This window comes from Microbacterium sp., from assembly GCF_046295495.1.
Classification (GTDB): Bacteria; Actinomycetota; Actinomycetes; order Actinomycetales; family Microbacteriaceae; genus Microbacterium.
Window position 1 is genome coordinate 1 of sequence record NZ_JBKBNC010000034.1, and the last position, 26,729, is coordinate 26,729.

A 26,729-nucleotide genomic window follows, 5' to 3' on the forward strand; every position below is an offset into this window, starting at 1 on the left:
GCCCCCGCGCGCGCCCGCGCCCTCGCCCCGCCTCCGCCCGCGCCCGCGCCGACGCCCCCGACCCGCCCACGCCGCACACCGTGACACTCAGTACCAAGATGCGCGATACTGGGAACCATGACCACCGAAGCCGACGCCCGTACGCTCCCCGGCGAGCGCGTCGCCCACTACGACCTCCTCGACCGCCGCGACACCGACTACTACGCCGTGTTCGCCGACGTCCCCGACGCCGACCGCGCCGCGTGGGATCGCGCGAAGGCGTTCGCCGACGAGGTCGGCACCCGCATGCAGGGCGAGTGGGATGCCGCGACCTACCCGCTCGACCTCGTGCGCCGCATGGGCGAGCTCGAGCTGTTCACCGACGGCATCGAGCACCCCGACCTCCCGCCCACGTCGCCGTTGGCCGCGGGACTGGTCAACATGGAGATCTCGCGGCACGACGGTTCGCTCGCGACCGCCCTCGCGGTCCAGGGCGGGTTGGCGCTGCGGACCCTGGCGTTCTACGGCTCCCCCGAGCAGCAACGCCGGTGGCTGAAGCCGCTCGCCGACGCGACGGTGCTCGGCGCCTTCGCCCTCACCGAGCCCGACCACGGCTCCGACTCGGTGTCGCTCGAGACCACCGCCACCCGCACCGCCGACGGCTGGACGCTGCGCGGCACCAAGAAGTGGATCGGCAACGGCGCGTCCGGCGGCATCACGTTCGTGTGGGCACGCGTCGAGAACGAGGGCGGCGACGACCACGGCGCCGTGCGCTGCTTCCTCGTCGAGCAGGACACCCCGGGGTACACGGGCACCGTCATCACCGGGAAGGTGTCGCTGCGCGGCATCCATCAGGCCCACATCGCGATGGACGACGTCCGCCTGCCCGCGGATGCCGTCCTCCCGGGCACCCGCACGTTCAAAGACGCGTCGGTCGTGCTCTTCGCCACCCGCTCCGGCGTGGCCTGGTCGGCACTCGGACACGCGACCGCGTGCTACGAGATCGCGCGGACCTACGCCACCGAGCGCACGCAGTTCGGAAAGCCGCTCGCGAAGTTCCAGATGGTGCAGGAGCGTCTCGCGCAGATGCTCGACGAGCTCACCGCGATGCAGCTCTACTGCCGCCGCCTCGCCGACCTCGAGACCGCCGGCGGACTGCGGCCCACGCAGGCCTCGCTCGCGAAGTACCACAACACCCGCGCCGCGCGTCGCGTGGCGGCGATCGCCCGTGACCTGCTCGGCGGCAACGGCATCCTGCTCGAGAACGGCGTCATGCAGCACATGGCCGACATCGAGGCCATCCACACCTACGAGGGCACGGAGAGCGTGCAGGCCCTGCTGCTCGGGCGCGACATCACCGGAATGAGCGCGTTCGTCTGATCCCGGATGCCGGGGGGCGGGCGCAGCGCCCGTCCTCCCGGATCGGTCGCCCGGGGGGCCCGGGCGCTGATCGACCGGCCGCGCCGCCCCGCGGCCCGCCGGCCGCCTACGGGCGTGAGAGTCGACGCGCAACCCGCAGGGCGATGTCGGAGGGTGCCGCTAACGTCGTGGCATGGGCCTCTTTTCTCGCCGTCCCGCGCCTCGCGACCCGGTCGCGTCCGCGATCACCCACGCGGAGGCCACCCCACCGCGCAGTCTGTGGTCCGACGGCTTCGGCCGCCTGGCGGTACGCGCCGTGCAGATCATCGTCGTCGTCATCCTGGTCGCCGGCCTCATCTGGGGCATCCGGCAGGTGACGCTGGTCATCATCCCCCTGATCCTCGCGCTCATCTTCGCCTCCGCCTTCGGCCCGGTCACGATGTGGATGCGACGCAAGGGCGTCCCCGCCGTGATCGCGACGCTGCTCACGCTGCTCGCGGTGGTGGTGGTGCTCGCCGGCCTCGGATGGCTCGTCGTCAACGCCGTCATCAACCAGTGGGACACCCTCAGCACGCAGGCCGTCGAGGGCTTCCAGAAGGCCCAGGACTGGTATCACACGCTCCCGTTCGCGATCTCGCCCGACCAGGTCGACCAGGCCGTGCAGGGCATCACCGACTTCGTCACGAGCGCTCAGTTCGGAAGCGGTGCCCTCGCCGGGGTGAGCGCGATCGCCTCGTTCGTCACGGGCTTCGTGCTGATGGTCGTCATCCTGTTCTTCTTCCTCAAAGACGGCCCGCGCATGTGGGAGTTCGTGCTGCGTCCCTTCCGCGGCGACGACTACGACCGCGCGCGCCGCATCGGCGACAAGACGGTCACCGTGCTCGGCTCGTACGTGCGCGGCACGGCCTCGGTCGCCGCCGTCGACGCGATCGGCATCGGTATCGGCCTCTTCGTGCTGCAGGTGCCCCTCGCTCTGCCGCTCGCCGTCCTCGTGTTCCTGCTCGCCTTCGTGCCGATCGTCGGCGCCGTCACCGCCGGAATCCTCGCCGCTCTCGTCGCCCTCGTCACGAACGGACCGATCATCGCCCTCGTCGTCGTCGGCGTCGTGGTGATCGTCAACCAGCTCGAGGGCAACCTCCTGCAGCCCGTCCTCATGGGTCGCTCGATGAAGCTGCATTCCTTCGTCGTCCTGGTGGTCCTCGCCGGCGGCACCGCGATCGGCGGCATCCTGGGCACCCTGCTCGCCGTGCCGCTCACCGCGGTCGCCTGGGGCATCGTCACGGTCTGGAACGGCCCCGACAAGCCCGCCGAGTGGGCCCGCCGCAAGAAGCGAAAGAGCCCCGTCCCGCTCTCCGGGAGCGAGAGCCAGGACTGACGCCGTGCCGTACGACATCCCCGCGCCGATGCTGGCGAAATCGGTGCCCGAGGTTCCCGAGCACGCCAAGGTCGCCGGGGGGTTCAGCTACGAACCGAAGTGGGACGGCTTCCGCGCCCTCGTGTCGTGGGACGGCACCGATGTCGAGATCGGCAGCCGCGGCGCCAAGCCCCTCACCCGCTACTTCCCCGAGCTCGTCGCCGCGTTCGCCGAGATCCTGCCCGAGGCGTGCCTCATCGACGGCGAGGTCGTCGTCGCCCGCGGAGAGCCGGGGGCGCAGCGTCTCGACTGGGAGGCCCTGTCGCAACGCATCCACCCGGCGGCATCCCGCGTGACCATGCTGTCGCAGGAGACCCCCGCGATGTTCATCGCCTTCGATCTCCTCGCGCGCGGCGACCGCGACCTGCGAGACGAACCGTTCGCCGAGCGCCGAGCTCACCTCGAGAACCTCCTCGGCGGCGTCCCGCACCCCGTGCACGTCACGCGCACGACCGACGATCCCGACCTCGCCCGTCGCTGGCTCGCCGAGTTCGAAGGCGCCGGCCTCGACGGCGTGATCGCCAAGCCCCTCGCGCAGCCCTACGCGCCGAACAAGCGCACGATGTTCAAGATCAAACACGCCCGCACCGCCGACGTCGTGGCCCTGGGGTACCGCATCCACAAGTCGGGTGAGGGCGTGGGCTCTCTGCTCGTCGGCCTCTACGACGACGAGGGACGCCTGCACGGCGTGGGCGGGGTCTCGGCGTGGACCGACAAGAGGCGCCGCGAACTCATCGACGAACTCGCCCCGCTCGTCGAGCGGGATGCCGACGGCGAGGCCGTGGTCGGAGAGACCGACCGCTCGCGCTTCTCGGCATCCAAAGACGTGTCGTTCGTGCGCCTGCGTCCCGAGCGCGTGCTCGAGGTAAGGTACGACCAGCTCGAGGGCATGCGCTTCCGCCACACCGTGCAGTTCGACCGGTGGCGGCCCGACCGCGAGGCCCGCTCCTGCACCTTCGCGCAGCTCGAAACCGTCGACTCGTACGACCTGGGCGCCGTACTCGACTGAACCGCGGGGCGGCGACACTCGCACACCCGCGCTGTCAACCTTCTGGCGCCCCCGCCGTTCATCGCCTTGGGTGAGGCGAATGAGCACACATACCGACGCGCCCTCCACTCTGCGGCGCGGAATCGGCGGGCCCCTGCTGTTCGCGTTCATCCTCGGCGACGTGCTCGGGGCCGGCATCTACGCCCTCATGGGGGTGCTCTCGGAGCGGGTCGGCGGCATGCTGTGGGCTCCCCTGGTCGCGGCTCTTCTTCTGGCGCTGCTCACCGCGGGTTCCTACGCCGAGCTCGTCACCAAGTACCCGCGCGCCGGCGGCGCCGCCGTGTTCGCGGAGCGCGCGTTCAAGAACAAGCTGCTGTCGTTCCTCGTCGGCTTCAGCATGCTCGCGGCGGGGGTGACGAGCGCCGCAGGCCTGTCCATCGCGTTCGCCGGACAGTACCTGCAGACATTCGTGAGCCTCCCCGTGGTCCCGGCAGCCATCGTGTTCCTGGCGGTGGTGGCGGCCTTGAACGCCCGCGGCATCCGCGAATCGCTGGGCGCCAACGTCGTGATGACGGCCATCGAGGTCAGCGGCCTCGTCATCGTGGTGGTCGTCGTCGGCGTCCTCCTCGCCGGAGGCGGGGGCGATGTCTCCCGCGTCACGCAAGTGCCCGAGGGGACCGGAGTGGCGTCGGCGGTCCTGGCGGGCGCGATCATCGCGTACTACTCCTTCGTCGGTTTCGAGACCTCCGCCAACATGATCGAAGAGGTCAAGCAGCCGTCGAAGATGTACCCGCGCGCCCTCTTCGCCGCCCTCGCCACCGCGGGCGTGGTGTACGTGCTGGTCGGACTGGCCAGCAGCATCGCCCTGCCGCCCGAGGAGCTGTCCGGCTCGAGTGGCCCGCTCCTCGCCGTGGTCGAGGCGAGCGGGGTCGCGATCCCCTCGTGGTTGTTCAGCCTGATCGCCCTGATCGCGGTGGCCAACGGTGCCCTCCTGACGATGATCATGGCCAGTCGCCTCACCTACGGCATGGCCGAGCAGGGTTTGCTGCCCCGCGTCCTCTCACGGGTCCTCCCCCGCCGGCGCACGCCCTGGGTCGCGATCCTCGCCACCACCCTCGTGGCGATGCTGCTCACCCTCGTCGGCGACCTCACGCTGCTCGCGGAGACGGTGGTCCTCCTGCTGCTGTTCGTCTTCCTCAGCGCGAACGTCTCCGTCCTGGTCCTGCGCCGCGATCACGTCGAGCACGACCACTTCCGCGTCTGGACGATCGTCCCCATCCTCGCCATCGCCTCGTGCATCCTGCTGATGACCCAGCAGAGCCTCACCGTCTGGATCTTCGGAGCCGTTCTGCTGGCGGTCGGGGTGGGACTGCACTTCCTCGCGCAGTGGGGTCGATCGCGCGGCCACGACCGCACCACGACAGACGCCTGACGCGTGCCGGGCGTCAGCCCGCCGGATTCTTCGCCCGGGAGGGCTGCACGCGCGGCGGCTCCCCGGGCATCTTGGGAAACTCCGGCGGGAACGGCAGCTCTCCGAGGCCGTTGTCGAGGTCGCGCTGCCACCACTCGAGCAGCGTGTCCACGCGCCCGGGATTCTCGGCGAACCCGGCCCACGGATCACCGACGGATGCCAACCGCTCCGGCATGGAGCGCACGGTGAATGCGAGCGGGTCGAGCTCTTCGAGCTCGTCCCAGGTGACCGGCGTCGACACCGTGGCCGTCGGCAGGGCGCGCGGCGAGTAGGCACCGGCCATCGTGCGGTCGCGGTTCGCCTGGTTGAAGTCGACGAAGATGCGCTCGCCCCGCTCCTCCTTCCACCAGTTGGTGGTCACGGCATCCGGCATCCGCCGCTCCAGCTCGCGGGCCGCGGCGATCACCGCGTGTCGCACGTCGAGGAACTCGTGCGTCGGCTGGATCGGACAGAACACGTGCAGACCGCGGTTGCCGCTCGTCTTGATCCACGGCTCGAGGCCCGCCTCGCGCAAGACGGCTCGCAGCTCGTGAGCGGCAGTGACCGCCTCGGCGATCCCGGTGCCGGGCTGCGGGTCGAGGTCGATGCGCAGCTCGACCGGGTGATCGGGGTCGGTCGCGAGCGACGCCCACGGGTGGAAGACGATCGTGTTCATCTGCGCCGCCCACACCGCCGACGCGATCTCACCGAGGAAGAGCTGCGGATGCCGCCGCCCGCTGTTGTAGGTCACGGTCACCGCGTCGACGAACGCCGGCGCGCCCTTGGGCGGGTTCTTCGAGAAGAACGCCTCGCCCCCGACTCCCTCGGGGAACCGCTCGAGCGAGACCGGCCGGTTGCCGTTCGCGGCGACGAAGGGATCGCCGACGGCGATGAGGTACTCGGCCAGCTCGCGCTTGGTGATGCCCACCTCGGGCCACAGCACACGGTCGGGATTCGAGATGCCGACCTCGCGATCGCCGTCGGGTCCCGGCACGGTCAGCGTGATGCGAGGGGATGCCATCCTCCGACGTTAACGCCCGCCACCCGCCGTGTCTCCCCCGTTGCGCGCTGCACACGCGGGTCGGGGGTGGGGCAGGACGGGGGCGGGTCGGGACGGGGGTCGGGTCGTGTCGGGCCGTGGGCCCGGGGCGGGTCGGGTCGGGACGCGGGCGGATCGGGGTCGGGGCGCCCTGAATGACCCCGGGCGCCGAAGGTGGCCCGGGCCACCTCCGCGCACCTCGCGACGCCCTCCCACGCGCGCGTCCAGCCCCGGCCGCGGCATCCGGTTCGCGCCTACGCTCGGAGCATGACCTCCCGCGCTGCCCACACCGCTCTCGAGATCGTCGACTGGCGTCGACGCGTGTTCGCGCTGTACGACGCCGTCCGGGCGTCCGACGATCCCGAAGACGCGCACGAGTTGTGGCGCATCGAGCGCGACGCGCTGTTCGCCGACCACCCCGCCACTCCCCTGCTCCCCGAGCAGCGCGACGGCTTCGTCGGACTCCCCATCGCCCCCTACGACGCCGCGTGGCGCTTCGAGGTCCAGCTGCTCGACGCCGATGAGGCGTCGTTCGTCGCCACGACGGGCACCGACGGCGAGGTCGGCTTCGAGCGCGTCGGGCGGGTCGAGCTGCCCGACACCGGCTCGCTCGACGTATGGCGTCTGACCTCGTACGGCGGCGGACTCTTCGTGCCCGTGCGGGATGCCGCAGCCGGTCGTCCCGGCGGCACCTACGGCGGCGGACGGTACCTGCTCGACACGATCAAGGGCGCCGACCTCGGCGCGGGCACCGCCCCCGACAGCCTCGTGATCGACTTCAACTTCGCGTACAACCCCTCGTGCGCGTACGACCCGATGTGGGCCTGCCCGCTCGCCCCGGCCGGGAATGTGCTGCCCGTGGCCGTGCCCGTCGGAGAGCTGTACGGCGTCTGAGCGCCCACCCACCCCGACTGGAACCGCCCGATCCGGTGATGGATGCCCTCGTTCTGCATGTACGCCGACACCGCCCACGTGCGGTCGAGGGGGTCGGGCAGTGTGAATGGATCTGTTTTGCACATTCAACGACCGACATGTGTCGGCACCGGGCTACTAGTCGCCGAGGATCGGCCGAGCCCCTGTCGAAGCCACCACGATTGCTCGGCGGTGCCGACCATCGGATTGACCGCAGAGATGCAGACAAGCGTCGCGATCAACGCGAAGAGTGGAAGCTCTCGGCAGCGGCGGGAGGGTGCAGAGAGTCGCCACGCCGCGGCGCGCACCGGCTAGAGCCCGGGGCCGGTTATGGACCTACCATCCCGGGTTTACCGGAAGTTGCCGACCTGACGGTCGACCGGGACCGTGCCCTCGACCACGACGTTGCCCGTGTGAGCGGTGGTGACGGTCTCGATCAAGACGATCTCGACCTCCTCCTCGGCGATCGGGTTGTGCTGAACACCCTTAGGCACCACATAGAACTGACCCGCGGTCAGAACGACCTCTTCATCGTTCGGCAGTTGGATGCGAAGCCTTCCGGAGACGACGAAGAACATCTCGTCCTCGGCGTCGTGAGCGTGCCAGACCAACTCTCCGAGCAGCTTGGCAACCTTGATGTATTGGTCGTTTACCTGCCCGATGACGCGCGGTGACCAATGGGTGTGGACCTGAGTGAGTTCGACCGCGACGTCAGTTGAATGTGAACGAGTCATCATCCGATTGTCAGCCCCGGAGGGACATTCCTTGGGGTCGATACCAGTAGATACTGGGGGGCACGTTTTGTAGGACCTCGACAGAACCTGTCTTGCGTCGACTGCGACTCACGACGTGGTTGAAGCGGCCGCCCTCCGACGAGGAGAGCGGCCCGCGGTCGTCGGAGGATCAGGAGTTCGGCGCAGCGTCTTCCACGGCGAGGGTGATGACCGGCTCGAGCTCCTCGCGGGTGAGACGGATCCACGGCCCGGCCGGATCGATCAGGATGCCGGTGAGTGCGGGATCGTTCGCCAGCGCCTTCGACAGCTGAGCCCGGGTGATCGGCAACGGCTGGTCGCCGCGGCCGAGGGCGAGGAGCTCCAGGGGGTGCGTGAACACCTCGAGGAAGCGCTCCCCCGCCGCGGAGCGCGACTCGGCGACACCGACGGGCCCGCCCTCCTCCGTGCGGTTCACGGCGATCCACATCGGCGCCTCGGCCACGATCGCCTCGACGATCGTGGCGGGCGTGGTCTCGGTGCGCGTGTCGCACAGCGCGGTTTTGATGCGCAGCTCGGGATCGACCTCGGCGACCATCCGTTCGAGCAGGGCCTTCGGGAGCACCGCGCGGTTGTCGCCCGACGCGGGGTCGAGGACGATGCCGCCGTACGGTCCCGACAGCACGTGCTGCAGCAGCGCCATGACCGGCTGCCCCATCGCCGAGGTGTCGCGGTCGCCGTCGGCCTCGACGCTCGCGCGCAGGGCCAGGCCGCCGCTGTAGGCGAGGACGAGCTGCTCGTCGCCGCGGTTGGCGACGGCGAGGGGCAGATCTTTGCCCTCGGCGAGCAGCGCCCGGGCGTCGCCCTTCACGCGCAGGAAGACGTGGCCCTGCAGCAGCTGGCGCGCCACGTTGAGCAGCTGCGCGGGCTCGGGCTGCCCGGTGATCTCGGCGAGCGCGTTGCCGAGCAGCGCGTTGTCGCGCAAGCCCGGAACGGTCTCGGGGGCTTCGGGGGCCTCCATCGCACCGGGCTGACGCGCCGAAGGACGCGCCGCGACCGGCGGAGCCGACGACGGTTCGGGGGTGTCGGGACCCGCGCCGACGCCCCGGAACGACGACATCGAGATGCCGACGGTGGGCGCGGGGGCCGCGTCGGGGGCGGGAGCGGCGTCGCTCGGGCCCGCCGGGTCGACGGGCTGTTCGCCCGGTTCGATCGTGGTGTCGGGCCGGTCGACCGATGCGTCGTCGGAGTCGGACTTCTTGCGGCGCGAGAACAGAGCCATCGTGCCAGCCTATCCGGGGGCTCCCCGGTGGGGGTGCGGGATCGGCCCGGCCGCGGATCCGCGCGCGCGGCGCGACCGAGTGTCCGGAGCGCAGATCGCACCCTCCGCCCACCCGCGAACACCGCCCGGCCGGATGACTCTCGCTGCAGCCCGCGGCTACAGCTTCGTGATCGGCGCGATCTTGACGAGCAGCTTCTTCGGGCCGACCGTGTCGAAGCGCACGTGCGCGACGCGCTTCGCGCCCTCGCCGGTCACGGCGTCCACGCGTCCTTCGCCGAAGTCGTCGTGACGGATGCGATCGCCGGCGGCCAACACCATGTCGCCGTTGTCGCGCACCTTGGCCGGGATGCGGTTGGGGAACTTGCTCGGGTCGGCCGGCGCACGCTTGGGCAGCGGCACGAGGTCGTCGCCGTAGCGGTTGCCCCCGCCACCGGGCTGACCGGGTCGTCGCCCGCGCGCGTTCAAGGCGCGCGACTGGGAGCCGCCGCGGCCGTTGACGTCGCCCGGCGACTGTCGCCAGTCGATGAGGTCGGCGGGGATCTCCTGCAGGAACCGGCTCGGCATCGCGACCGTGACCTCGCCGAACTGGGCGCGGGTCATCGCGAGCGACACGTGCAGGCGCTTGCGCGCGCGTGTGATGCCGACGTAGAACAGGCGACGCTCCTCCTGCGGCCCGCCCGGCTCGTTCGCCGAGATGCGGTGCGGCAGCAGGTCTTCCTCGACGCCGGTGAGGAACACCGCGTCGTATTCGAGTCCCTTCGCCGTGTGCAGGGTCATGAGCGACACCGAACCCGATGCGTCGTCGAGGTCGTCGGCATCCGCCACGAGGGTCACCTCGGTGAGGAAGTCGATGATCGTGCCCTCGGGGTTGTTGCGGGCGAATTCGCGGGTGACCGCGACGAGCTCGTCGAGGTTCTCGAGGCGGGCCTCGTCTTGCGGGTCTTTGCTCGCGCGCAGGGCGTCGAAGTATCCGCTCTTGTTCAGCAGCAGCGTCAAGCCCTCGGTGACCGAGGTGGAGGGGGCCAGTTCTCCGGATGCCGGGAGCATGATCGCGGTGGCCTCGGTCAGCACCGCGTCGAGCTGGTCGATGGCCTTCTGCAGCTTGGGGCCGACGCCGATCTGGGCCGAGTTGGCCAGGGCGTCGCGGAAGGTGATCCCGTGTTCGGCGGCGTATCGGGCGATCGCCGTCTCGGTGACGTCGCCGATGCCGCGCCGCGGGCGGTTGAGGATGCGTCGCAGGGCCATCGAATCGGCGGGGTTGGCGACCGCGACGAGATACGCGAGGGCGTCTTTGATCTCTGCGCGCTCGTAGAACTTGGTGCCGCCCATGATCTTGTACGGCACCGCCGAGCGGATGAAGATCTCTTCCAGTGCGCGCGACTGCGAGTTGGTGCGGTAGAACACCGCGACGCCCGAGTAGTCGACGCCCTTCCTGTGCAGCGCCTCGATCTCGTCGGCGACGAACTGCGCCTCGTCGTGCTGGGAGTAGCCGGTGAAGCCGATGATCGGGTCACCCGCACCCACGTCGGTCCACAGCTTCTTGTCTTTGCGGTCGAAGTTGTTCGCGATGACGGCGTTGGCCGCCGACAGGATGTTCTGGGTCGAGCGATAGTTCTGCTCGAGCAACACCACCTTGGCGCCCGGGTAGTCGCGCTCGAATTCGCTGATGTTGCGGATGTCGGCACCGCGGAACGCGTAGATGGACTGGTCGGAGTCACCGACGACGGTGAGGGATGCCGCATCCTCGCCGACGGGCTCGGCCTCGAAGATCATCATGCCGCCGCCGACCGAGTGAGGCTCGGCGTCCGATCCCGGAGGCCGCGTGAGCTCGTGGATGAGGGCGTACTGCGCGTGGTTGGTGTCTTGGTACTCGTCGACCAGGATGTGGCGGAACCGCTTGCGGTACACGTCGGCGACGTGGGGGAACGCGCGGAACAGGTACACCGTCTGGGCGATCAGATCGTCGAAGTCGAAGGCGTTGGCGCGCTGGAGTTCACGCTGGTACGAGGAGAAGATCTCGACGAACACGCGCTCGGCGGGGTCGCTCATGTTGGCCGACCGCGCGTACGACTCGGCATCGGCGAGCTCGTTCTTGAGCTTCGAGATGCGGCTTTGCGTGCCCGCCGGGGTGAGCCCGAAGGAGTCGCCCTCGTGCTCTTTGACGAGTCGCTTGATGAGTGCTCGCGAGTCGCCGGAGTCGTAGATGGTGAACGACTTCGTGAACCCGAACTGCTCGGCCTCCCGCCGCAGAATGCGCACGCACGCCGAGTGGAACGTCGAGATCCACATGCCGTCGGCCTTCTGCCCGATGAGCTGGTGCACGCGCTCGCGCATCTCTCCGGCGGCCTTGTTCGTGAACGTGATCGCGAGGATCTGGCTCGGGTACGCCTCGCGCGTGCGCAGCAGCGATGCGATGCGGCGGGTGAGCACGCTCGTCTTGCCCGAACCGGCACCCGCCACGATGAGCAGCGCCTGCCCGCGGTAGGTGACGGCCTCGCGCTGCGGACCGTTCAGCCCCTCGAGGAGGTCGGCGTCGGGTCGGGAGGCCGACGGTGCGGGACCGCCGACGATGAGGGGCGTGGAAGCGTCGGTCATGGCGCGTCCAAGTCTAGGCGGGGCCTCCGACATCGGCCTCGCGAAGCAACCGGCTCCGCCGGGCGATCGTCCCCGCCGCCGCCGACGCTCCGTCGTGGCCCCGGGGCCGCCCCGCACGCCCCGGTGCCACGGCCGACGCCCCGGCACGCCACCCGGGAGCGCAGCCTCGCTCTACGCCCGCGCCTCCCCCGCCGCGCCCGACGACAGCAGCGACTGCGCGCGCGCCAGGTGCTCGGCATCCACCGTCACGTCCCAGCGCTCCGCCTCGAAGCCCTGCACCGACGAGAAGTCGCGGCGGCCGCCGGTGAAGGCGTGGCCCGCGAAGCCGAACGCCGCGCCCCACAGTGCGCCGAGCACCAGACCGAGCACGAGCAGACCGAGGAATCCACCGGGAGAGAGCAGCCCGACGAGCACGCCGATCATCAAGCCGAACCACGCGCCCGAAGCGGCTCCGAGCCCGGCCGCGCGCCCGCGGGTCATGCGGCCCGTCACCTGCTCGACGATGCGCACGCCCTGACCGACGATCGCGGTGTGCTCGACCGGGAATCCCGCGTCGGACAGGCGATCCACGGCGGCCTGCGCACCCGTGTAGTCGCTGAAGCTGGAGAGCACGCGGCGTTCCGGCGTGGCACGGGTGATGTCGGACATGGTCGATCCCTTTCGTCGGTGGCCTCACGCTAGACCCGCCGGGTGACGCACCGGGGGCGCTTGCGCGTCCCCGAACCGCGGGTTAGGTGAAGTCAAACCCCGCACGACTCGCCGTTCTCCCCGCGATGATGGGGGCATGCGCCTGATCCTCAACGTCCTCTGGCTCGTCCTGTCGGGTTTCTGGCTGTTCCTCAGCTACCTCGCCGCGGGGGTCGTGCTGTGCATCCTGATCGTGACGATCCCGTGGGGGATCGCCGCCTTCCGCATCGGCTTCTACGCCCTCTGGCCGTTCGGCCGGGAGATCGTCGCGAAACCGACCGCGGGCGTCGGCTCGTTCCTCGGCAACGTCGTGTGGGTCGTCCTCGCGGGCTGGTGGCTCGCCCTCGAGCACATCGTCACCGGACTGCTGCTGTGCGTCACGATCATCGGCATCCCGCTCGGCATCGCCACTTTCAAGCTCGTGCCGGTCTCGCTCATGCCGCTGGGCAAAGAGGTGCGCGAGATCCGTCGCGGTGGCCCGTTCGACCGGACGCTCAGCCGCTGACGCTCACGCGCCGACCCTCACTCGGCGCGGCGGTCGAAGACGCGGGCCGGGAGAGCGAGAAGGATGCCGACGAGCGTGACGACCACGCCGATCACCGCCGTGACGGTCACCGCCTCGAGCGGGAAGGCGCCGTCGCGCACACCGGTGAAGCGCGCCAGGTCCCACGGCAGCACGCCGACCTGCTCGTTCCAGGAGCGCAACGCGTCGGCCGCGCCCACCAGGGCGACGGTCGCGGCGGGCAGCGCGTAGCCGACCCCGATGCCGGCGAGGGCGATCCCGGTGGCGCGGCGCCGACCGAGCTGCGGCCGCAACGACCACCCCGCGGCGATGAACACCCAGGCCAGCAGCGCGAAGGCGACGCCCAGATAGAGGACGCGCAACACCGGCACCTGCCACGGGCCGGGCCACAGCCCGTCGGGCCCCGACAGGGCGGTCGCGACCAAGGCGACCACGCAGCGCAGCACGAGCGCTCCGCCCACCGCCGCGATGACGGGCCAGGGCGACCGCTTGCCGAGCAGCAGTCGCACCACGACGGCGAAGAACAACCAGCCGGCGATCGCGATCGCCGCCCCCCACAGCCCGTCGCGCGGCGTCTGCACCACGCGTGTGGCCACGAGCAGACCGCCCGGCACGGCGATCATCAACCAGCGATCGAGCGGCAGGAGCCCGAGGCTGGACTCGCGTGCACGCCAGGGCCTCGTCGAGGCGATCCAGGTGGCGCGTGCCGCGGCGGCACCCGGACGGCGCACGAGACTCGTCCGCGCGGCGACCATTCCGATGAGCACCCAGGCGACTCCGAGCAGCAGCAGGATCCGCGCCGACCACTCGGTGGCCCCGTCGACCGGCATCGGTGCGCGCGTGAAGGGATCGACCAGTACGGCCAGCACGACCCCGACGATGATGAGGGCCGCGGCGATCCCCAGGGCCAGGAATCCGCGCCCCGTCGTCGTCGCCATGCACCTACGTTACCCGCCGCCGCGCGCGCCTCCGACGCGCCCGGGTTCCGGCATCCGGAGCCCGCCGGTACCGCGACCCCCGCGCCGTGGGAAGGCGCGACGGCGGGCGGATGCCCCCCACACCCCGCCTGCCGAGCCACGCTGCGCCGTGTACCGCCTGCCCCTCCCCTCTGGCGACCCGACCCCGCCACCGCCGCGGGGCCGGGTCGCCCGCGTCATCCCCGGTCGTGGAGCGTGACGTGGTAGCCGTCGGGGTCGGCGAACGTGAAGGTGCGGCCGAAGGGGCCGTCGATGGGGTCCATGACGATCCGGTGGCCGTCTGCCGCGAGGGCGTCGTGGATCGCCTGCACCTCGGTGGCGTGCAGCCAGAGGGCGACGCCGATGCCCGGCTGCGCGACGCCGGTCAGATCGGTGCCGGGCGCGAGGTCGCGCAGGGCGAACGCGATCGGCGTCGTCGCGAACACCACGGCGTGCGGGGGTCCCGCGGGCGAGCGCTCGAGGCCGAGGTAGCGCGCGTAGAACGCGTGCGAGGCCGCGAGGTCGCGCACCTGCAGGGAGAGGAAGTCGGGACCGGTGACGGGCATGAGAGCTCCTTGTCGTGTCAGTTATCTGACATAAAGCGTATGTCAGAATACTGACATGGAGCAAGACCGGATCCACCTCGACACCTCGCTGGGCTACCTCCTCAAAGAGGCGGCGAGCGCCCTGCGCGCCGCCATGGAAGACGTGCTGCGCCCGCTCGGCATGACGATCACGCACTACTCCTGTCTCGAACTCCTCGCGCAGCGCCCCGGCTCGTCGAACTCCGATCTCGCGCGGGGTGCGTTCGTGACGCGCCAATCGATGAACGTGCTGCTGCAGACGCTCGAGCGCGACGGCTTCGTCGAACGGCCCGATGCCGCCCCCGTCGGCAAGGCCCTGCCCGCCCGCCTCACCCCGAAGGGACGACGTTCGCTCGAGGCGGCGAGCGCCGCGGTGCGCGGCGTCGAACGGCGGATGCTGAACGGGATGACGGACGCCGAGCAGACCGCCGCACTCCTCGCGCTGCGATCGATGGTGGAGTCGCTGCGCACCTGACCGGTTTGTGTAACAATCACTCCCGTGCCCGCCGCTCTCGCGATCCTCGCCGCCGCGCTGTGCTTCGCCACCACAGGCACCGCTCAAGCCCTCGCGGACGTCGACTCATCGCCCGTCGCGGTCGGCGCGGCGCGCATCGTCATCGGGGGCGGCATCCTGGGCCTGCTCGCCCTCGGGCAGCGCACCCCGACCGGCCCCCGCACCGGTGCCCGCTCCCGCACGGTCATCCTCATCGCGGTCGGCGCCGTCGGCGTGCTGGCCTACCAGCCGCTCTTCTTCCTGGGCACGCGGGAGAACGGCGTCGCCATCGGCACGGTGGTCGCGCTCGGCTCGGCCCCCGTCGCGACCGGGATCCTGGATGCCGTGCGCTCCCGACGCCTGCCTACGTCGCGCTGGATGCTCGCCACCGGCGTCGCACTCACGGGCGTCGTGCTCGTGTCGGGGGTGACGGGCGGCACAGTCGCGCTGGCGCCCGGCGGCCTGCTGGCCTCCGCGGGCGCCGGGGTGTCGTACGCCCTGTACACGGTGTGCGGGAAGGCGCTGATCGAGAGGGGGTGGAACTCCACGCGCGTGATGGGGGCCGTCTTCGGCGTGGCCGCGATCGCGAGCACTCCCGTGCTCCTCCTCGCCGACGCGTCGTGGCTCCTCACCCCGGGCGGTCTCGCTCTCGCTCTCTGGCTGGGCGTCGTGACGACCGCGGTGGCGTACGTGTTGTTCGGCTGGGGCCTCGCCCGCCTCGGCGCCGTCACCGTGTCGACCCTGACGCTCGCCGAGCCGCTCGGCGCAACCCTGCTCGGACTCTTCGTGCTGCACGAGCAGCTCACCCCGGTCAGCGGTCTCGGCCTCGCGCTCATCGCGGTGGGCCTCGCCGTGGTGTCGGCTCCCGCCCGTCGACGTCGGGAGGTGCCGGATGCCACGGCCCGGGCGTGACGACCGCACCGGCGTGCGACCCGCCTCCGCCCCGGGGCCGCGCACCGCCGACGTCATCGCCGACGCCGTACGCGCCGACATCCTGTCGGGCGAGCTCGCCCCCGGCACCCCGTTGCGCGAGGAGGAGGTGAGCGCGACGCACGGCGTCTCGCGCCACACGGCGCGGACGGCGCTGGCCCGACTCGTCTCCGAGCGGCTCGTGACCGCCGAGCCCTACCGGGGCGTGCGCGTGTCGCTCCTCGACGACGACGCGCTCGTCGCCGTGCAGCAACTGCGCTGCGCCCTCGAGACCGAGGCTGTGCGCATCGTCCGTGACCGCGGCATCCGTCCGCCCGACGTCGACGGCGCGCTCGCCGACCTCGCCTCCGCGGAGGCCTCGGGCGACTGGCCCGCGACGCTGCGCGCCCACGCGCGCGTGCACCTGGCGCTGGTCGATGCGGCGGACTCACCGCGCATCACCGAGGAATACCGCCGCCTCGACGGCGAGATGCATCTCGTTCTCACGCACGTGCGCCCGGCCTACGCTCCGGGAGCGCTGACCGTGGAGCACCGCGCCTACGTCGACGCGGCGCTGCGCGACCCCGAGCACGCCGTGCGGGCGCACCTGGAGCACTCGACGCGAGCGATCATCGACGGCCGTCGCGCCATGTGACGACGCACTCCGTCACCTCCCGCAACACCGGGGTGCCGGCGGCCGAGGCGGGTGAGCGTGGGGCTCGTACATCGCGGCGATCCGGGCGGTCCCGGGCCTCGGCTCATACCCGGAGGCGTGGCGGGTTCGACTCCCGCCGTCGCGTCGGTCCGCCCTCGATCGAAGGGCCGTCAGCACCCGCACAGGGCTATACGCGAGCGACGAGCCGTCGACGCCGTCTCGCCCCCACCGCTCACGTGCGCACGCGCGAATCAGCGGGCGGGGCGGAGGATCGCCTCGCGATGAGCTCCAGCGGGAACGGGGTGCTGTCGACGGTCTCCTCGGCGTTCACCCGCGTCAACAGGTCGTTGACCGCCCGCCTGCCCTCGGCGCGGAAATCCACCCGCACGGTCGTCAACGGCGGAGAGAAGAAGGCGGCCTCCGGGGTGTCGTCCAGCCCCGTCACGCTGACGTCGCCCGGTACCGACAAGCCCGCCTCGGCCAGAGCCAGCATCGCGCCGAGGGCCATCTGATCGTTCGCCGCCGCGATCGCGGTGGGAACCTCCCCCTCCAGGAGCGTCCGCGTGGCCCGGTACCCCGACTCGGCCGACCAATCACCCTCGACGACCAGCCCCGGTCCGAGCCCGTGCGCCGACAGAGCGTGCTCGTATGCGTGGAGTCGATTTCGCGCGGCAGACCAGGTCGCGGGGCCCGCGATGTGCGCGATGCGGCGGTGACCCAGATCGACGAGATGCTCCATCGCCAACGGGATGCCGTTGAGCCAGCTGCCGGCGCTGTCGTCTTCGTCCTGCTCGGAGAACAGCAACACCGGCACCTCGACATTCACCTGCGCAATGGCCGAGCGCATCTGATCGGTCGAAGCCAGCGCCACGACGCCCGCCAGCTCGTGCTGCTGCAGCATCTCCAGCGCGCGGGTGATCTCGTCGATGTTGCCCATGTCCAACGCGACGATGTCGAGCAGATAACCGGCGTCTCGAGCTGCTGCGCTCGCGCCCTGCAGCACCTGGCTCGGCCCGACCTGGTTGATCTCGTGCGTCAGCGCGCCGAGGCGATGCGAGCGCCCCGTCACCAGGGATCGAGCGGTGAGATTGGGCTTGTACTCGAGGCTTTCCAGAGCCCGCTCGATTTTCGCGCGCGTGCCCGAACGTTGGGCGAAACCTCGCATGAAGCGGCTGACCGACTGCGCGGAGACCCCGGCTTCGTGAGCGATGTCGTAGATCGTCGCAGGTCGGCGCCCCAGGGGCGCCAACGTACCGTCGTCGACGTCTATCGCCACGATGCGCCCCCTTCCTTGCGGTCCACACCGAGTCTGCCGTGAGAACGTCCCGCTTGCCAAGCGCGACTTTTACCGATAACAATATCTCCTGCTGCGGAAAGTTACCGATAACAGTTTGCAGACCCGATGCCGACAATGGAGTCCACGCATGACAGCGGCCGCGCCGTCGCCCCGGAAGAGGTTCGTTTCGGGGCCATCTCCTCCCCTCCGCCACCGCTCGGTGCGAGAGCCCGGACGTCGTGAGCGCCGCACCCGGGTGAGCGCTCCCGCACCGTCTCGCCGGGGGTCCGCGTCGATCCCCGCTTCCCCCCGAGCCCCGCCCCACCGCACCACACCACACCGACGACCCACCCCCTCTCCCCTCCGTTCGACCACACCCCCACAGGAAGATTCAATGAAGAATCCACGAGTCAGACGTCTCCTCGCGACGGCAGCCGCGGCTCTCGTCGTCGCCCTCGCCCTGCCCGCCACGGCGGCGCAGGCGTACACCCCCACGGCCAGCGTGCTCTATCAGCTCGGCTCGGAGCCGTGCTTGAAGGGCCGCGGCAACTGCATCGTCTACCCGAAGACCACTCAACTGCCCAGCGGACGCTTGATCGCCGCCTTCGAGAAGTCCACCGTCGTGTCCTACCCCGGGGACTCCATCGGCGGCGCCATCGGCCAGACCATGCCGATCTGGAAGAGCGACGACAACGGCACGAGCTGGCAGCCCCTCTCCGAGGTCGCACCTCCGTCGAAGCTGTCCGCCGACCCGGCCGTGGCCAAGTACTCGAGCAATTGGACCAACCCCTACCTCTACGTCCTCCCCCAGACCGTCGGGGATCTCACCGCGGGGACGCTCCTGCTGGCGAGCGTGGTCTCCGGTGAGGACGAGTTCTACCGGGAGAAGAAGGCCGCCGATCCCAACTGGGTCCCCAGCAACGACGGCGATCGCCGCGACGTGTCCATCGCCCTGTACGCCAGCACCGACGAGGGCGGTTCGTGGCGCTTCGTCAACATGATCGCGCAGGGCGGCTGGCAGGGAGGCAGCGCCGGTGCCGGCGGCGTGAACATCTCCGCCGCCAACACGTCGCGACAGCAGGATCCCCTGTGGGAACCGCACCTCATGGTCCGCGACAACCGTCTCGTCGCCTACTACTCGGACGAGAACGACTTCCTGAGCTACGACCAGACGACGGGCGCACCCGCCCTGGACCCCAACAACGCGACGGCCCGTGACTCCGGTGCGCAGATCCTCGTGCACCGCACCTGGGACGGTCGCAGCTCGGCGTGGGGGAACCCGGTCGTCGACGTCGCCGGAGACACGTTCTCGTGGAACGGCGGGCAGCAGATCGGTGGGGGCCGCCCGGGGATGACGACGGTGGCGAACACCGTCGACGGTCGCTGGTTCCTGACCTTCGAGTACTTCGGCGGCGGCGACAACGTGCGCTACAAGATCGCCGACGATCCGCTGCGGTTCTTCGCCGACGGCGACCCGAACGGTACGGACATCAGCCAGCTCCCGGTCACCTCGGGGTCGGCCCGCCTCGCCACCGGCGGCAGCCCCGTGCTGCTGCACCTTCCGGACGGCCGCATCGCCTACAACGCCTCGGGCAGCGGGGACGTGTGGATCAACGACGGCGCCAGCTTCGGGGCGTGGACGCAGTTCCAGACGACGCTCGGCGGAGGCTACAGCCGCAATCTGCAGCACGACGCCGAGACGGGCCGCCTGCTGATTCTGCAGTCCACCTGGGGTGGGGCCTCGAGCCAACCGGTCATCCGCCACGCCGACATCGACTTCGGTCGTTCCCTCGGGGATTACGTGCAACTGGTCAACCGCAAGACCGGACAGGTCCTCGGCACCGGCGGAAACCGCACCGACGCCAACATCGGCAACGCCAATCAGCCCGACGTTCGCTCCGAAGCGGTCGACTCCGTGACCGATGCCGCGACGCAGTACTGGCGCATCCAGCAGAAGTCCGGCGGAGGCGTCACCCTGCTCAACAAGAGCGGCGGGCGATCCGCCTCGGTGTGGACGGGGAATGCCACGGCCGGCCAGCGCATCGGCCAGTGGGTCGACGACCGGACCGACGGCACCTGGGACCTCGTTCAAGAGTCCAACGGCGACATCCGCTTGCGGTCGCGTCAGAACAACACGCTGTTCCTCACCGGCTCGACCGCCGACGCCGGGGTGACCCTGCAGACGACGGTGTCCGATGGAGCACAGAGCTGGCAGGTCGTCCCCCAGGGCCAGTCGGCGGGAAACGTGAAGCTGACCAACGTCAACAGCGGCCTGTGCGCCGACGTCTGGGACTACAGCTCCGCCGAACGCGCCGCCGTCAACCAAGGGACCTGCCATGCCGGGCAGAACCAGCAATGGCGAGTGGTTCCGACCGGCGGTTCGAACGTCAAGATCGTCAACGTCCAGTCCAGCAAGTGCCTCGAGATCTACGGGCGCAGCACCGCGCAGGGGGCGGCCGCGACGCAGTACAGCTGCAACGGGGGCACGAACCAGCAGTGGACGCGCACCGCGCAGCCGAACGGCGCCGTGACGTTCCAGAACGTCAACAGCGGGCTCTGCCTGGAGATCGGGCAGTTCTCGCGGGCCTCCGGCGTTCCGCTGGTGCAGTACTCGTGCAACGGCGGGACCAATCAGCAGTGGCGGGCGGCATGACCGACTGACGGATCGCGACGGACTCCGTCGCCCGGGGGCTCGAGCGTGCGCGCGCGAGCCCCCGGCGCGTTTCTTCAGCGCCCCGTGGACCGGGCGCGGCCCGCGACGGGAGAGCCCTCCAGCGGTGTCGCGGCCGGGTGGGCGGGTCCGCCGTCGAGCCCGATCGCGGCGGTGCCGATCTCTCTCTCGACGGCGGGTTTGACGACGGTTCCGAGGAGCTCGATGTGACGCAGCAGGTCTCGGTGCGGCATCCGTCCCCAATCGCTCTCGAAGCCGAGACGGTCGGGACGCAGCTGCTCGTGGACGGTCAGGATGCGGGCGGTCACCTCCTCCGGGTTGCCGATGAAGAACGACCCTCCGGGCTTCACCTGGCGGTCGTAGAGGTTCCGGGGGATGCGACTGGTCGTTCCCATGTCGTTCGTGCGCTCGATCATGCGCTGGTAGAACCCATCGCGGGCCGCGGCGCCGTCGTCGGCGATGAAGCCGAGCGCACCGAAGCCGACGGTGCGCTTGTGCAGAGGCGTGCCGGTCTGTTCGGAGGCCTCGCGGTAGAGATCGACGAGGGGTGCGAGTCGCACCGGATCGCCCCCCACGATGCTGAAGTAGATGCGGGAGTGGAGGTTCGCCGCGCGGATGACCGAGTTCGGGTTGCCGTTCGTGCCGAGCCAGATCGGCAGCTCCGCCTGCTCGGGACGGGGGACGACCTCGGCGTTCTCGAGCGCGGCACGGAACGTGCCCGACCAGGTGATCCGCTCGGACTGGTCGAGCTTCAGCAGGAGCTCGTAGTTCTCCGCGAAGAGGGCGTCGTAGTCCTGCAGCGAGTGCCCGAACAACCGGAACGGCTCGGCCGCCGACCCGCGCCCCGCGATGATCTCGGCCCGACCGTTGGAGACGGCGTCGAGGGTGGCGAACTGCTGGTAGACCCGCACGGGGTCGTCGGCGCCGATCACCGAGATCGCGCTGGTGAGGCGGATCCTCTTCGTCGCGGTCGCCGCCGCCGCCAGCACCGTTGCGGGACTCGATGCCGGCATGGTGAAGGTGTGGTGCTCGCCCACGCCGAACCAGTCCAGGCCCACCTGTTCCGAGAGGGTGATCGCCTCGACGAGGTTCCGGATGCCCTGGGCTGTGCTCACCGGACGACCCGTGGCGGGGTCGTTCTCGAGCGACCCGAAGCTGATCATTCCCAGTTCCATGGCTATGCCTCCTGCAGTGCGGTCAATGCGGCCGCGTCGAGCGCGGCGCGGGTGCGGTCGGCGTTCAGCCGATCCTCGAAGACGGTGGTTCCGGGCTGCATCGCCAGGGATGCGCGCAGGGAACCGGCCAGGACCGGGTCGAAGCCCAGCGAATCGACGAAGCCGGCCACGAGTCGCGCGGCCCCCTCATCGTCGGCGGCGATCGCGAGGGCGCGGCGGTCGACCGCCCCCGGCGGGCGCGCATCGGACTCGAGCTCGTGGTATCCGATGTGGTTCAGGGTCTTCACGACCCGCGCCCCCGGGAGTGCGCGCTGCACGATCTCGCTCGTGGGCAGCGTCGCGTCGCTGAAGCCCGGGACGTGGCCGTCCAACGGCTCCCAGTAGTTCATGACGTCGACGACGATGCGGCCGACGAACAGCGACGTCTCGAGCTGCGAGAACCTCTTCAGCGGCACCGCGACGACGACCAGATCGGCGTCGGCGACGACGTCGCCCGGACTTCCCACGTGAACGCCCGGCATCGTGAATCGGGCGACCAGCCGCACCTGCTCGGGGGTGCCCGATCCGGCGACGCTCACCTCGTGCCCGACGTCGGACGCGAGCCGCGCGATCGCCGTACCCACCCGCCCCGCCCCGATGATCCCGACGCGCAACCGTGCCGGGTCTTCCCTGTCTGCGCCCATGCGGCCCTCTCTTCTCCCGGCATCAGCACCCCGAAGGGAACCGGCCGGTCTACTTGAACATTCAACCTAGCGGGTTGAACGTTCACGTACCCGTAGTATTCCCGGATGACGAGAAAGTGGTTGACCCCCGAGGAAGACGAGGCCTGGATCGCCCTGATGGGCCTGGTCGGCTATCTCCCCGCCGTCCTCGAGGCGCAGCTGAAGAGCGACTGGGGCATCGGCCGCTTCGAATACGGCGTGCTCGCGGCGGTCGCTCGCGCCGACGGGCACACCATCTCGATGCTCGAGCTCAGCGAGCTGACGTTCGGCTCCATCTCGCGGATCTCGCACGCGACGAGCCGCATGCTCGACCGCGGCCTGATCGAGAAGCGTCGGGAAGGCGGGTCGCGGATGATCTCGCTCACCGACGCGGGATGGACGTTGCTGCGCGAATCGACGCCCGGGCACCTGGACATGGCCCGCCGGTACGTGTTCGACGCCCTCCCGGACGGCGGCGTCGCCGAACTGACTCGGGTCCTCACTCCCATCCTGGAACGCCTGACGCGAGAGGCTCCGCACCCCTGAGCTGCTCGCCCCGCCCCGCGAGGCGCTGTCGGAGACGCTTCCCTCGCAACCGATCGCCGCCTCGGGCCGGGCGGGCGACCGACCGGCTCGCAACGCCCGGCACCCCGCGCCGCCGGGCGCTGGCATCCTGGGGAGATGACATCTTCCGCACCTCAGGACGTCTCCATCGGCAGCGAAGGGATCCGCCTCGGCCCGTTCCTCAAGTTCGCCGGCGTCCTCGACTCCGGCGGAGACGTGAAGGAGGCGATCATCGACGGGTTCGTCGAGGTCAACGGAGAGGTCGAGCGCCGACGTGGGCGCCAGCTGACCACGGGCGACGTCGTCGGGTTCGAGGGACGCCGGTTCCGCGTGACCCCCTGACCCCCCTCGGCGAGAGGCGCGAAGGGCCCGCCTCCCGAGGGAAGACGGACCCTTCGTCGACACCCCGCGATCGTGACACGGGATGCCGCCGGAGCTCAGTGCTCGTCGTAGTGATCGCCGTGCAGCGCGTGGCGGTGACCGTCGTGCACGTAGTCGGCGTGGTCGTCGTGCTCGACCTTCTCATGACCGCAGTCGTCGCCGTGACGGTGCTCGGCGACGGCGTGCTCGGCCGCCGCCTCGTGCTCGTCGTAGTGGTCGCCGTGCAGCGCGTGGTGGTGCGTGCCGTGCACGTAGTCGACGTGGTCGCCGTGCGCGATCTTCTCGTGGCCGCAGTCGTCGCCGTGCGCGTGCTCGTCGACGGTGTGCTCGGCGTGCGTCTCGGTGGTGCTCATTCTTCGTTCCCCTGGTCGTTCGGTTCCTGGACGTGGGCGATCGCGTCGAGCACGACATGGGCGACGTGCTGGTCGGCGAGGGCGTACCGGATCTCCTTGCCTTCCCGCTCCGAGCTCACCAGGCCCGCCTGACGCAGCGTCCGCAGGTGTTGCGACACCAGCGGCTGCGACAGCCCGGTCTGCTCCGCGAGCGCGCCGACCGTGAGCGGTTCGCGGCTCAACAGCCACACGAGCGCGAGACGCGACTCGTTGCCGAGAACCTTGAACAACTCAGCGGCTCCGTCGAGCCCCGCGATCCTGTCCACGGCATCCACACCACCACACGCATAAACGAATTGCAATGTGTTTCCGCAACCGGGAACGGTTCTCGTTCGCGTTATCGCGAACGAGACGGGCTCACCCCTGCCGCCCCTTGAAACGCGGATTGAGCTTGTTGATCACGAACACCTTTCCCCGTCGACGCACCACCTGGGCTCCGGGCTGCTTCTTGAGCGACTTGATCGATGCGCGAACCTTCATGACGTCCTCCTTGTTGATAACGGTTCTCAACAACAAGCTAGAGTGTTCCCCACGCCCTGACAAACGAGAGGTGGATGCCATGCCCCGCACGATCGCCATCCTGGGCGTGTGCGCCCCCGAGCGCCGGGCCTACGCCGAGCGCTCCGCCGTCGCGCTCGGTCGGCCCCTGCACCTGCTGCGCTTCGCCGACCTGCGCACCGCCCACGCCCTCCCGACTCCGCGCCCCCGCGCGTCGGACGAGAGCGCGGTCGTCGACGTCGGCACCGACGTCGACCTCATCCACTCCCTCATCGTGCGCGGCGGGGCGGACGTCGACGCGGTGTGCGTCGTCGATGCCCGGCACATGATCGGCGATCTGCTCGACGACGTCCCCCTCGTGGCATCCGCGGCCCCCGGCGACACCCGCGGCGACGTGGGCGCCCGCGCCCGGCAGGCCGCGCTGGCGATGGAACTGGCGACGCGCATCGTCTGGATCAACTGGGAACAGGTACCCACGCCGGCCCTCGCCGTGCAGATGGCGATCGCCTCGCACCTGAACCCCACCGCGGTCGTGCGCCTCTCGCGCGATCCGCTCAGCGACCTCCGTTCCGAGGCCCGGCACGAGGGCGAGATGCTCGAGCGCGCCGGGTGGGTGCGGGCGCTCAACGGCGAGCACGATCCGTACATGCGCGACAACCGCGTAGCCACGATCCGCTACGAGCAGGTGCGCCCGTTCCACCCCGCGCGGCTGTCGAGCGCTCTCGACCGCCTCGACGACGGCGCCGCCGGACGTCTGCTGCGCTCGGCCGGGTTCAGTCGCCTCGCGTCGCGCCCCGGCATCCTGGCGAAATGGGAGCACGTCGGCTCGGCGATGTGGCTCGAACCGCTCGGCACCGACGACGGCCGCATGGGCCTCGGCCAGGAGCTCGTCTTCACCGGCCTCGACGTGTCGGCGCCGCGGCTCGCGCACATCCTCGACCAGGCCGTCCTCACCGACGACGAACTCGCCGCCGGCCCCTCCGCCTGGATCTCGTACGACGACCCCCTCCCGGCGTGGCCCGCGGTGCAGCCCTCGATCCCGGATGCCACGGACTGACGGCATCCGCGTGCCTCGCGAACGACGGATCGCCCCGGCGATCGCGCGCGCCCCGTCGAGGAGTCTGTCAAGCCGGTCGACCGCGCGACGACGGCGCGGCAGCGTGGACCCATGAGCACTCCTGACATCCCCACCCGCCACGCCGACGACGCCCATGCCGACTCCGGCGCACCCACCGACGCCGTGACCGACGACGTGCGCGAGGACGCCGCCGAGTCCGAGGAGCACGTCGACCTCGACGACCACACCGGCGACGCGCTCGAGGGTGACGGCTCGGCATCCGACGCTCCCGGCTTCCCCGCCGCGGAGGGCCACGCCTGAGAGCATCGGCATCTCGGGGTGGCGGGGCCCGCGCGGGCGCGGCCACCTCTCCCCGCGTGGGCTCGCGCAGCGACGCGAGCCCACGCGTGTCGCCGGGCACCGGCCGGGCCTAGCCGGGATCGAAGCCTGCGCCTTTCCGACACCCCGGGCAGGATCAGGATGCCGTGAGCGCCCGTCCCAGGGCGTCGCCCGACGTCCAGGCGGTGCGTACGGCCGCACTCTCGCCCCAGGAGTCGCCGCACGCCGAGAGTCCCGGTGAGCGGAAGAACGGCTGACCGGTCGTCTCCGTCGGCCGCGCGAACGTCCAGCGGTGGGCGTGGGTGGCGACCGGGTCGTCGGAGATCTCCAGCAGGCGCCGGGTCGCCGCGAGCACCGGCGCGATCGCCGCGTCCGGGTCGTCCAGATGCCTCCGCGCGCGGTCGCCGGTCGTATGCACCACCAGCACCGGAGCCCCGTCGCCGCGCCGGTCGCCGTCGTCCGCGACGAACGACACGTCCGCGTCGTCCGCGGCGAACGCACCGTGCAGGTCGGCATCCCACCGTCGCTCGTCCCACCGCAGCACGACCGCGATCACGGGCTCCCACTCCTGCACGCCGCCGGGGGCGTCACCCGTCAGCCGCGCGGCCTGCGGAGACGGCATCGCCAGCACCACCTCCCCCGCGTCTTCGCCGTCGACGCGGTACGGCTCCACGCGCTCGACGACCCGCTCCGACACCACGTCGAGCCCCTCGGCGAGGTCGAGGGCGAGCGAGCGCAGGCCCAGCGGCGCCGCCCAGCGCATCGGCCCGGGCTTGGGCGTGCGGCCACCGTCGGGGTCGATCACCTGGAACGTGTCGGTCCACGGGCGGGCGAGCTCGCGCTCCCGCCAGTCGGCGACGACGTGACCGAAGCCCTCCGCCTCACCGACCACGAAGTACGACGCGCCGAGGTCGACCGGCCGCCCGTCGATCGTGCGGCTGGACAACCGCCCGCCCACGCGGCGACCGCGGTCGAGCACGCGTACCGAACGTCCGCCTTCGCGCACCGCCCGCGCGCACGCGAGCCCCGAGACACCGCCGCCGACCACCGTCACGTCCACCGTCATGCCGCCATCCTCGCGCGGCGCGGCGCCCGCGCGGCCGGGGTTGCGCAGCGACGCACCGCGACGCCCGGGCCGGA

28 protein-coding genes and 1 tRNA gene are annotated in these 26,729 nt (G+C 70.8%); 15 read left to right on the forward strand and 14 right to left on the reverse strand.

Annotation, left to right across the window (positions count from 1 at the left end):
* The first annotated feature begins 117 nt into the window (after positions 1–117).
* From ACK4LS_RS11575 to ACK4LS_RS11590, 4 genes are all read left to right on the forward strand, one after another.
* The gene (locus tag ACK4LS_RS11575; RefSeq protein ID WP_409717249.1) at positions 118–1,359 is read left to right on the forward strand and encodes an acyl-CoA dehydrogenase family protein; all 1,242 of its coding nucleotides are present in this window, start codon (positions 118–120) and stop codon (positions 1,357–1,359) included.
* 172 nt (positions 1,360–1,531) lie between these two features.
* Positions 1,532–2,713, forward strand: coding sequence for an AI-2E family transporter (locus ACK4LS_RS11580; RefSeq protein WP_409717251.1), 1,182 nt, complete (start codon positions 1,532–1,534; stop codon positions 2,711–2,713).
* A gap of 4 nt (positions 2,714–2,717) precedes the next feature.
* Positions 2,718–3,761 (forward strand): ATP-dependent DNA ligase, encoded by a 1,044-nt coding sequence (locus ACK4LS_RS11585; RefSeq protein WP_409717253.1) that lies wholly within the window; start codon positions 2,718–2,720, stop codon positions 3,759–3,761.
* A 79-nt stretch (positions 3,762–3,840) separates the two neighbouring features.
* Positions 3,841–5,172 carry an APC family permease gene (locus tag ACK4LS_RS11590; protein WP_409717255.1) on the forward strand — a complete coding sequence of 444 codons (1,332 nt, stop codon included), beginning with the start codon at positions 3,841–3,843 and terminating at the stop codon, positions 5,170–5,172.
* A gap of 13 nt (positions 5,173–5,185) precedes the next feature.
* Here ACK4LS_RS11590 and ligD read toward each other — a convergent pair whose 3' ends face one another.
* Positions 5,186–6,211: a non-homologous end-joining DNA ligase gene (gene ligD / locus ACK4LS_RS11595; RefSeq protein WP_409717257.1), complete on the reverse strand. Its 1,026-nt coding sequence runs from the start codon at positions 6,209–6,211 to the stop codon at positions 5,186–5,188.
* Positions 6,212–6,496: 285 nt separating this feature from the next.
* On the opposite strand from ligD, the gene ACK4LS_RS11600 reads away from it, so the two are divergent.
* Positions 6,497–7,123, forward strand: a complete 627-nt coding sequence (locus ACK4LS_RS11600) for a DUF1684 domain-containing protein (RefSeq protein ID WP_409717259.1) — start codon at positions 6,497–6,499, stop codon at positions 7,121–7,123.
* Between the two features lie 368 nt (positions 7,124–7,491).
* Here the strand turns inward: ACK4LS_RS11600 and ACK4LS_RS11605 are convergent, their stop codons facing one another.
* The 4 genes from ACK4LS_RS11605 to ACK4LS_RS11620 form a co-directional block, all read right to left on the reverse strand.
* Positions 7,492–7,875, reverse strand: coding sequence for a cupin domain-containing protein (locus ACK4LS_RS11605; RefSeq protein WP_409717261.1), 384 nt, complete (start codon positions 7,873–7,875; stop codon positions 7,492–7,494).
* Between the two features lie 169 nt (positions 7,876–8,044).
* Positions 8,045–9,133, reverse strand: a complete 1,089-nt coding sequence (locus ACK4LS_RS11610; RefSeq protein WP_409717263.1) for an SseB family protein — start codon at positions 9,131–9,133, stop codon at positions 8,045–8,047.
* A 156-nt stretch (positions 9,134–9,289) separates the two neighbouring features.
* Positions 9,290–11,728, reverse strand: coding sequence for an ATP-dependent helicase (locus ACK4LS_RS11615; RefSeq protein ID WP_409717265.1), 2,439 nt, complete (start codon positions 11,726–11,728; stop codon positions 9,290–9,292).
* Between the two features lie 171 nt (positions 11,729–11,899).
* Entirely contained in the window at positions 11,900–12,376 is a 477-nt protein-coding gene (locus tag ACK4LS_RS11620) for a general stress protein (RefSeq protein ID WP_409717267.1), read from the reverse strand.
* Between the two features lie 136 nt (positions 12,377–12,512).
* Between ACK4LS_RS11620 and ACK4LS_RS11625 the strand changes: the two genes are divergently transcribed.
* A complete protein-coding gene (locus tag ACK4LS_RS11625; RefSeq protein ID WP_409717268.1) occupies positions 12,513–12,920 on the forward strand; it encodes a YccF domain-containing protein in 408 nt (135 codons plus the stop codon).
* A gap of 17 nt (positions 12,921–12,937) precedes the next feature.
* Here ACK4LS_RS11625 and ACK4LS_RS11630 read toward each other — a convergent pair whose 3' ends face one another.
* Together ACK4LS_RS11630 and ACK4LS_RS11635 are read right to left on the reverse strand one after the other, a co-directional pair.
* Complete coding sequence (locus ACK4LS_RS11630; RefSeq protein WP_409717270.1) at positions 12,938–13,876, reverse strand: hypothetical protein; 939 nt, start codon at positions 13,874–13,876, stop codon at positions 12,938–12,940.
* Positions 13,877–14,091: 215 nt separating this feature from the next.
* The gene (locus ACK4LS_RS11635) at positions 14,092–14,460 is read right to left on the reverse strand and encodes a VOC family protein (protein WP_409717272.1); all 369 of its coding nucleotides are present in this window, start codon (positions 14,458–14,460) and stop codon (positions 14,092–14,094) included.
* 55 nt (positions 14,461–14,515) lie between these two features.
* Between ACK4LS_RS11635 and ACK4LS_RS11640 the strand changes: the two genes are divergently transcribed.
* The 4 genes from ACK4LS_RS11640 to ACK4LS_RS11655 all read left to right on the forward strand — a co-directional run bounded on the left by ACK4LS_RS11640 (position 14,516) and on the right by ACK4LS_RS11655 (position 16,680).
* A complete protein-coding gene (locus tag ACK4LS_RS11640) occupies positions 14,516–14,953 on the forward strand; it encodes a MarR family winged helix-turn-helix transcriptional regulator (protein ID WP_409717275.1) in 438 nt (145 codons plus the stop codon).
* 24 nt (positions 14,954–14,977) lie between these two features.
* A complete protein-coding gene (locus ACK4LS_RS11645) occupies positions 14,978–15,883 on the forward strand; it encodes a DMT family transporter (RefSeq protein WP_409717277.1) in 906 nt (301 codons plus the stop codon).
* Complete coding sequence (locus ACK4LS_RS11650; protein WP_409717279.1) at positions 15,864–16,535, forward strand: GntR family transcriptional regulator; 672 nt, start codon at positions 15,864–15,866, stop codon at positions 16,533–16,535. The genes ACK4LS_RS11645 and ACK4LS_RS11650 overlap by 20 nt, the downstream gene beginning before the upstream one ends.
* Positions 16,536–16,607: 72 nt before the next feature.
* Positions 16,608–16,680, forward strand: a tRNA-Met gene (locus ACK4LS_RS11655).
* An 87-nt stretch (positions 16,681–16,767) separates the two neighbouring features.
* Here ACK4LS_RS11655 and ACK4LS_RS11660 read toward each other — a convergent pair.
* The gene (locus tag ACK4LS_RS11660; protein ID WP_409717281.1) at positions 16,768–17,811 is read right to left on the reverse strand and encodes a LacI family DNA-binding transcriptional regulator; all 1,044 of its coding nucleotides are present in this window, start codon (positions 17,809–17,811) and stop codon (positions 16,768–16,770) included.
* A 394-nt stretch (positions 17,812–18,205) separates the two neighbouring features.
* On the opposite strand from ACK4LS_RS11660, the gene ACK4LS_RS11665 reads away from it, so the two are divergent.
* Positions 18,206–20,464, forward strand: coding sequence for an RICIN domain-containing protein (locus ACK4LS_RS11665; RefSeq protein WP_409717283.1), 2,259 nt, complete (start codon positions 18,206–18,208; stop codon positions 20,462–20,464).
* A gap of 74 nt (positions 20,465–20,538) precedes the next feature.
* On the opposite strand, the gene ACK4LS_RS11670 is transcribed toward ACK4LS_RS11665, so the two are convergent.
* Both ACK4LS_RS11670 and ACK4LS_RS11675 read right to left on the reverse strand, forming a co-directional pair.
* Positions 20,539–21,657 (reverse strand): LLM class flavin-dependent oxidoreductase, encoded by a 1,119-nt coding sequence (locus tag ACK4LS_RS11670; protein WP_409717285.1) that lies wholly within the window; start codon positions 21,655–21,657, stop codon positions 20,539–20,541.
* A gap of 2 nt (positions 21,658–21,659) precedes the next feature.
* Complete coding sequence (locus tag ACK4LS_RS11675) at positions 21,660–22,340, reverse strand: NADPH-dependent F420 reductase (protein ID WP_409717286.1); 681 nt, start codon at positions 22,338–22,340, stop codon at positions 21,660–21,662.
* 105 nt (positions 22,341–22,445) lie between these two features.
* On the opposite strand from ACK4LS_RS11675, the gene ACK4LS_RS11680 reads away from it, so the two are divergent.
* Positions 22,446–22,904, forward strand: a complete 459-nt coding sequence (locus tag ACK4LS_RS11680) for a MarR family winged helix-turn-helix transcriptional regulator (RefSeq protein ID WP_409717288.1) — start codon at positions 22,446–22,448, stop codon at positions 22,902–22,904.
* 135 nt (positions 22,905–23,039) lie between these two features.
* Positions 23,040–23,264, forward strand: a complete 225-nt coding sequence (locus ACK4LS_RS11685; RefSeq protein WP_409717290.1) for an RNA-binding S4 domain-containing protein — start codon at positions 23,040–23,042, stop codon at positions 23,262–23,264.
* 95 nt (positions 23,265–23,359) lie between these two features.
* Here the strand turns inward: ACK4LS_RS11685 and ACK4LS_RS11690 are convergent, their stop codons facing one another.
* The 3 genes from ACK4LS_RS11690 to ykgO all read right to left on the reverse strand — a co-directional run bounded on the left by ACK4LS_RS11690 (position 23,360) and on the right by ykgO (position 24,175).
* Positions 23,360–23,656: a hypothetical protein gene (locus tag ACK4LS_RS11690; RefSeq protein WP_409717292.1), complete on the reverse strand. Its 297-nt coding sequence runs from the start codon at positions 23,654–23,656 to the stop codon at positions 23,360–23,362.
* Positions 23,653–23,961, reverse strand: coding sequence for an ArsR/SmtB family transcription factor (locus ACK4LS_RS11695; RefSeq protein WP_409717300.1), 309 nt, complete (start codon positions 23,959–23,961; stop codon positions 23,653–23,655). The genes ACK4LS_RS11690 and ACK4LS_RS11695 overlap by 4 nt, the downstream gene beginning before the upstream one ends.
* Before the next feature lie 91 nt (positions 23,962–24,052).
* A complete protein-coding gene (gene ykgO / locus ACK4LS_RS11700; protein ID WP_056226526.1) occupies positions 24,053–24,175 on the reverse strand; it encodes a type B 50S ribosomal protein L36 in 123 nt (40 codons plus the stop codon).
* A 79-nt stretch (positions 24,176–24,254) separates the two neighbouring features.
* On the opposite strand from ykgO, the gene ACK4LS_RS11705 reads away from it, so the two are divergent.
* On the forward strand, positions 24,255–25,250 hold the full coding sequence (locus ACK4LS_RS11705; RefSeq protein WP_409717294.1) for a GTP-binding protein: 996 nt from the start codon (positions 24,255–24,257) through the stop codon (positions 25,248–25,250).
* Positions 25,251–25,361: 111 nt separating this feature from the next.
* Positions 25,362–25,571, forward strand: a complete 210-nt coding sequence (locus ACK4LS_RS11710; RefSeq protein ID WP_409717296.1) for a hypothetical protein — start codon at positions 25,362–25,364, stop codon at positions 25,569–25,571.
* A gap of 154 nt (positions 25,572–25,725) precedes the next feature.
* Here the strand turns inward: ACK4LS_RS11710 and ACK4LS_RS11715 are convergent.
* Positions 25,726–26,729: NAD(P)/FAD-dependent oxidoreductase (locus ACK4LS_RS11715; RefSeq protein WP_409717298.1), on the reverse strand; the 1,004-nt coding region annotated here is incomplete at its 5' end.

Bases quoted from the DNA above. Each gene is read 5' to 3' on its own strand.
- ACK4LS_RS11575 (WP_409717249.1), top strand. From the start codon at position 118: ATGACCACCGAAGCCGACGCCCGTACGCTCCCCGGCGAGCGCGTCGCC.
- ACK4LS_RS11650 (WP_409717279.1), top strand. From the start codon at position 15,864: ATGCCACGGCCCGGGCGTGACGACCGCACCGGCGTGCGACCCGCCTCC.
- ACK4LS_RS11640 (WP_409717275.1), top strand. From the start codon at position 14,516: ATGGAGCAAGACCGGATCCACCTCGACACCTCGCTGGGCTACCTCCTC.
- ACK4LS_RS11665 (WP_409717283.1), top strand. From the start codon at position 18,206: ATGAAGAATCCACGAGTCAGACGTCTCCTCGCGACGGCAGCCGCGGCT.
- ACK4LS_RS11690 (WP_409717292.1), bottom strand. From the start codon at position 23,656: ATGAGCACCACCGAGACGCACGCCGAGCACACCGTCGACGAGCACGCG.
- ACK4LS_RS11610 (WP_409717263.1), bottom strand. From the start codon at position 9,133: ATGGCTCTGTTCTCGCGCCGCAAGAAGTCCGACTCCGACGACGCATCG.
- ACK4LS_RS11580 (WP_409717251.1), top strand. From the start codon at position 1,532: ATGGGCCTCTTTTCTCGCCGTCCCGCGCCTCGCGACCCGGTCGCGTCC.
- ACK4LS_RS11685 (WP_409717290.1), top strand. From the start codon at position 23,040: ATGACATCTTCCGCACCTCAGGACGTCTCCATCGGCAGCGAAGGGATC.
- ACK4LS_RS11615 (WP_409717265.1), bottom strand. From the start codon at position 11,728: ATGACCGACGCTTCCACGCCCCTCATCGTCGGCGGTCCCGCACCGTCG.
- ykgO (WP_056226526.1), bottom strand. From the start codon at position 24,175: ATGAAGGTTCGCGCATCGATCAAGTCGCTCAAGAAGCAGCCCGGAGCC.
- ACK4LS_RS11680 (WP_409717288.1), top strand. From the start codon at position 22,446: ATGACGAGAAAGTGGTTGACCCCCGAGGAAGACGAGGCCTGGATCGCC.
- ACK4LS_RS11675 (WP_409717286.1), bottom strand. From the start codon at position 22,340: ATGGGCGCAGACAGGGAAGACCCGGCACGGTTGCGCGTCGGGATCATC.
- ligD (WP_409717257.1), bottom strand. From the start codon at position 6,211: ATGGCATCCCCTCGCATCACGCTGACCGTGCCGGGACCCGACGGCGAT.
- ACK4LS_RS11710 (WP_409717296.1), top strand. From the start codon at position 25,362: ATGAGCACTCCTGACATCCCCACCCGCCACGCCGACGACGCCCATGCC.
- ACK4LS_RS11590 (WP_409717255.1), top strand. From the start codon at position 3,841: ATGAGCACACATACCGACGCGCCCTCCACTCTGCGGCGCGGAATCGGC.
- ACK4LS_RS11600 (WP_409717259.1), top strand. From the start codon at position 6,497: ATGACCTCCCGCGCTGCCCACACCGCTCTCGAGATCGTCGACTGGCGT.
- ACK4LS_RS11635 (WP_409717272.1), bottom strand. From the start codon at position 14,460: ATGCCCGTCACCGGTCCCGACTTCCTCTCCCTGCAGGTGCGCGACCTC.
- ACK4LS_RS11605 (WP_409717261.1), bottom strand. From the start codon at position 7,875: ATGACTCGTTCACATTCAACTGACGTCGCGGTCGAACTCACTCAGGTC.
- ACK4LS_RS11625 (WP_409717268.1), top strand. From the start codon at position 12,513: ATGCGCCTGATCCTCAACGTCCTCTGGCTCGTCCTGTCGGGTTTCTGG.
- ACK4LS_RS11705 (WP_409717294.1), top strand. From the start codon at position 24,255: ATGCCCCGCACGATCGCCATCCTGGGCGTGTGCGCCCCCGAGCGCCGG.
- ACK4LS_RS11670 (WP_409717285.1), bottom strand. From the start codon at position 21,657: ATGGAACTGGGAATGATCAGCTTCGGGTCGCTCGAGAACGACCCCGCC.
- ACK4LS_RS11630 (WP_409717270.1), bottom strand. From the start codon at position 13,876: ATGGCGACGACGACGGGGCGCGGATTCCTGGCCCTGGGGATCGCCGCG.
- ACK4LS_RS11620 (WP_409717267.1), bottom strand. From the start codon at position 12,376: ATGTCCGACATCACCCGTGCCACGCCGGAACGCCGCGTGCTCTCCAGC.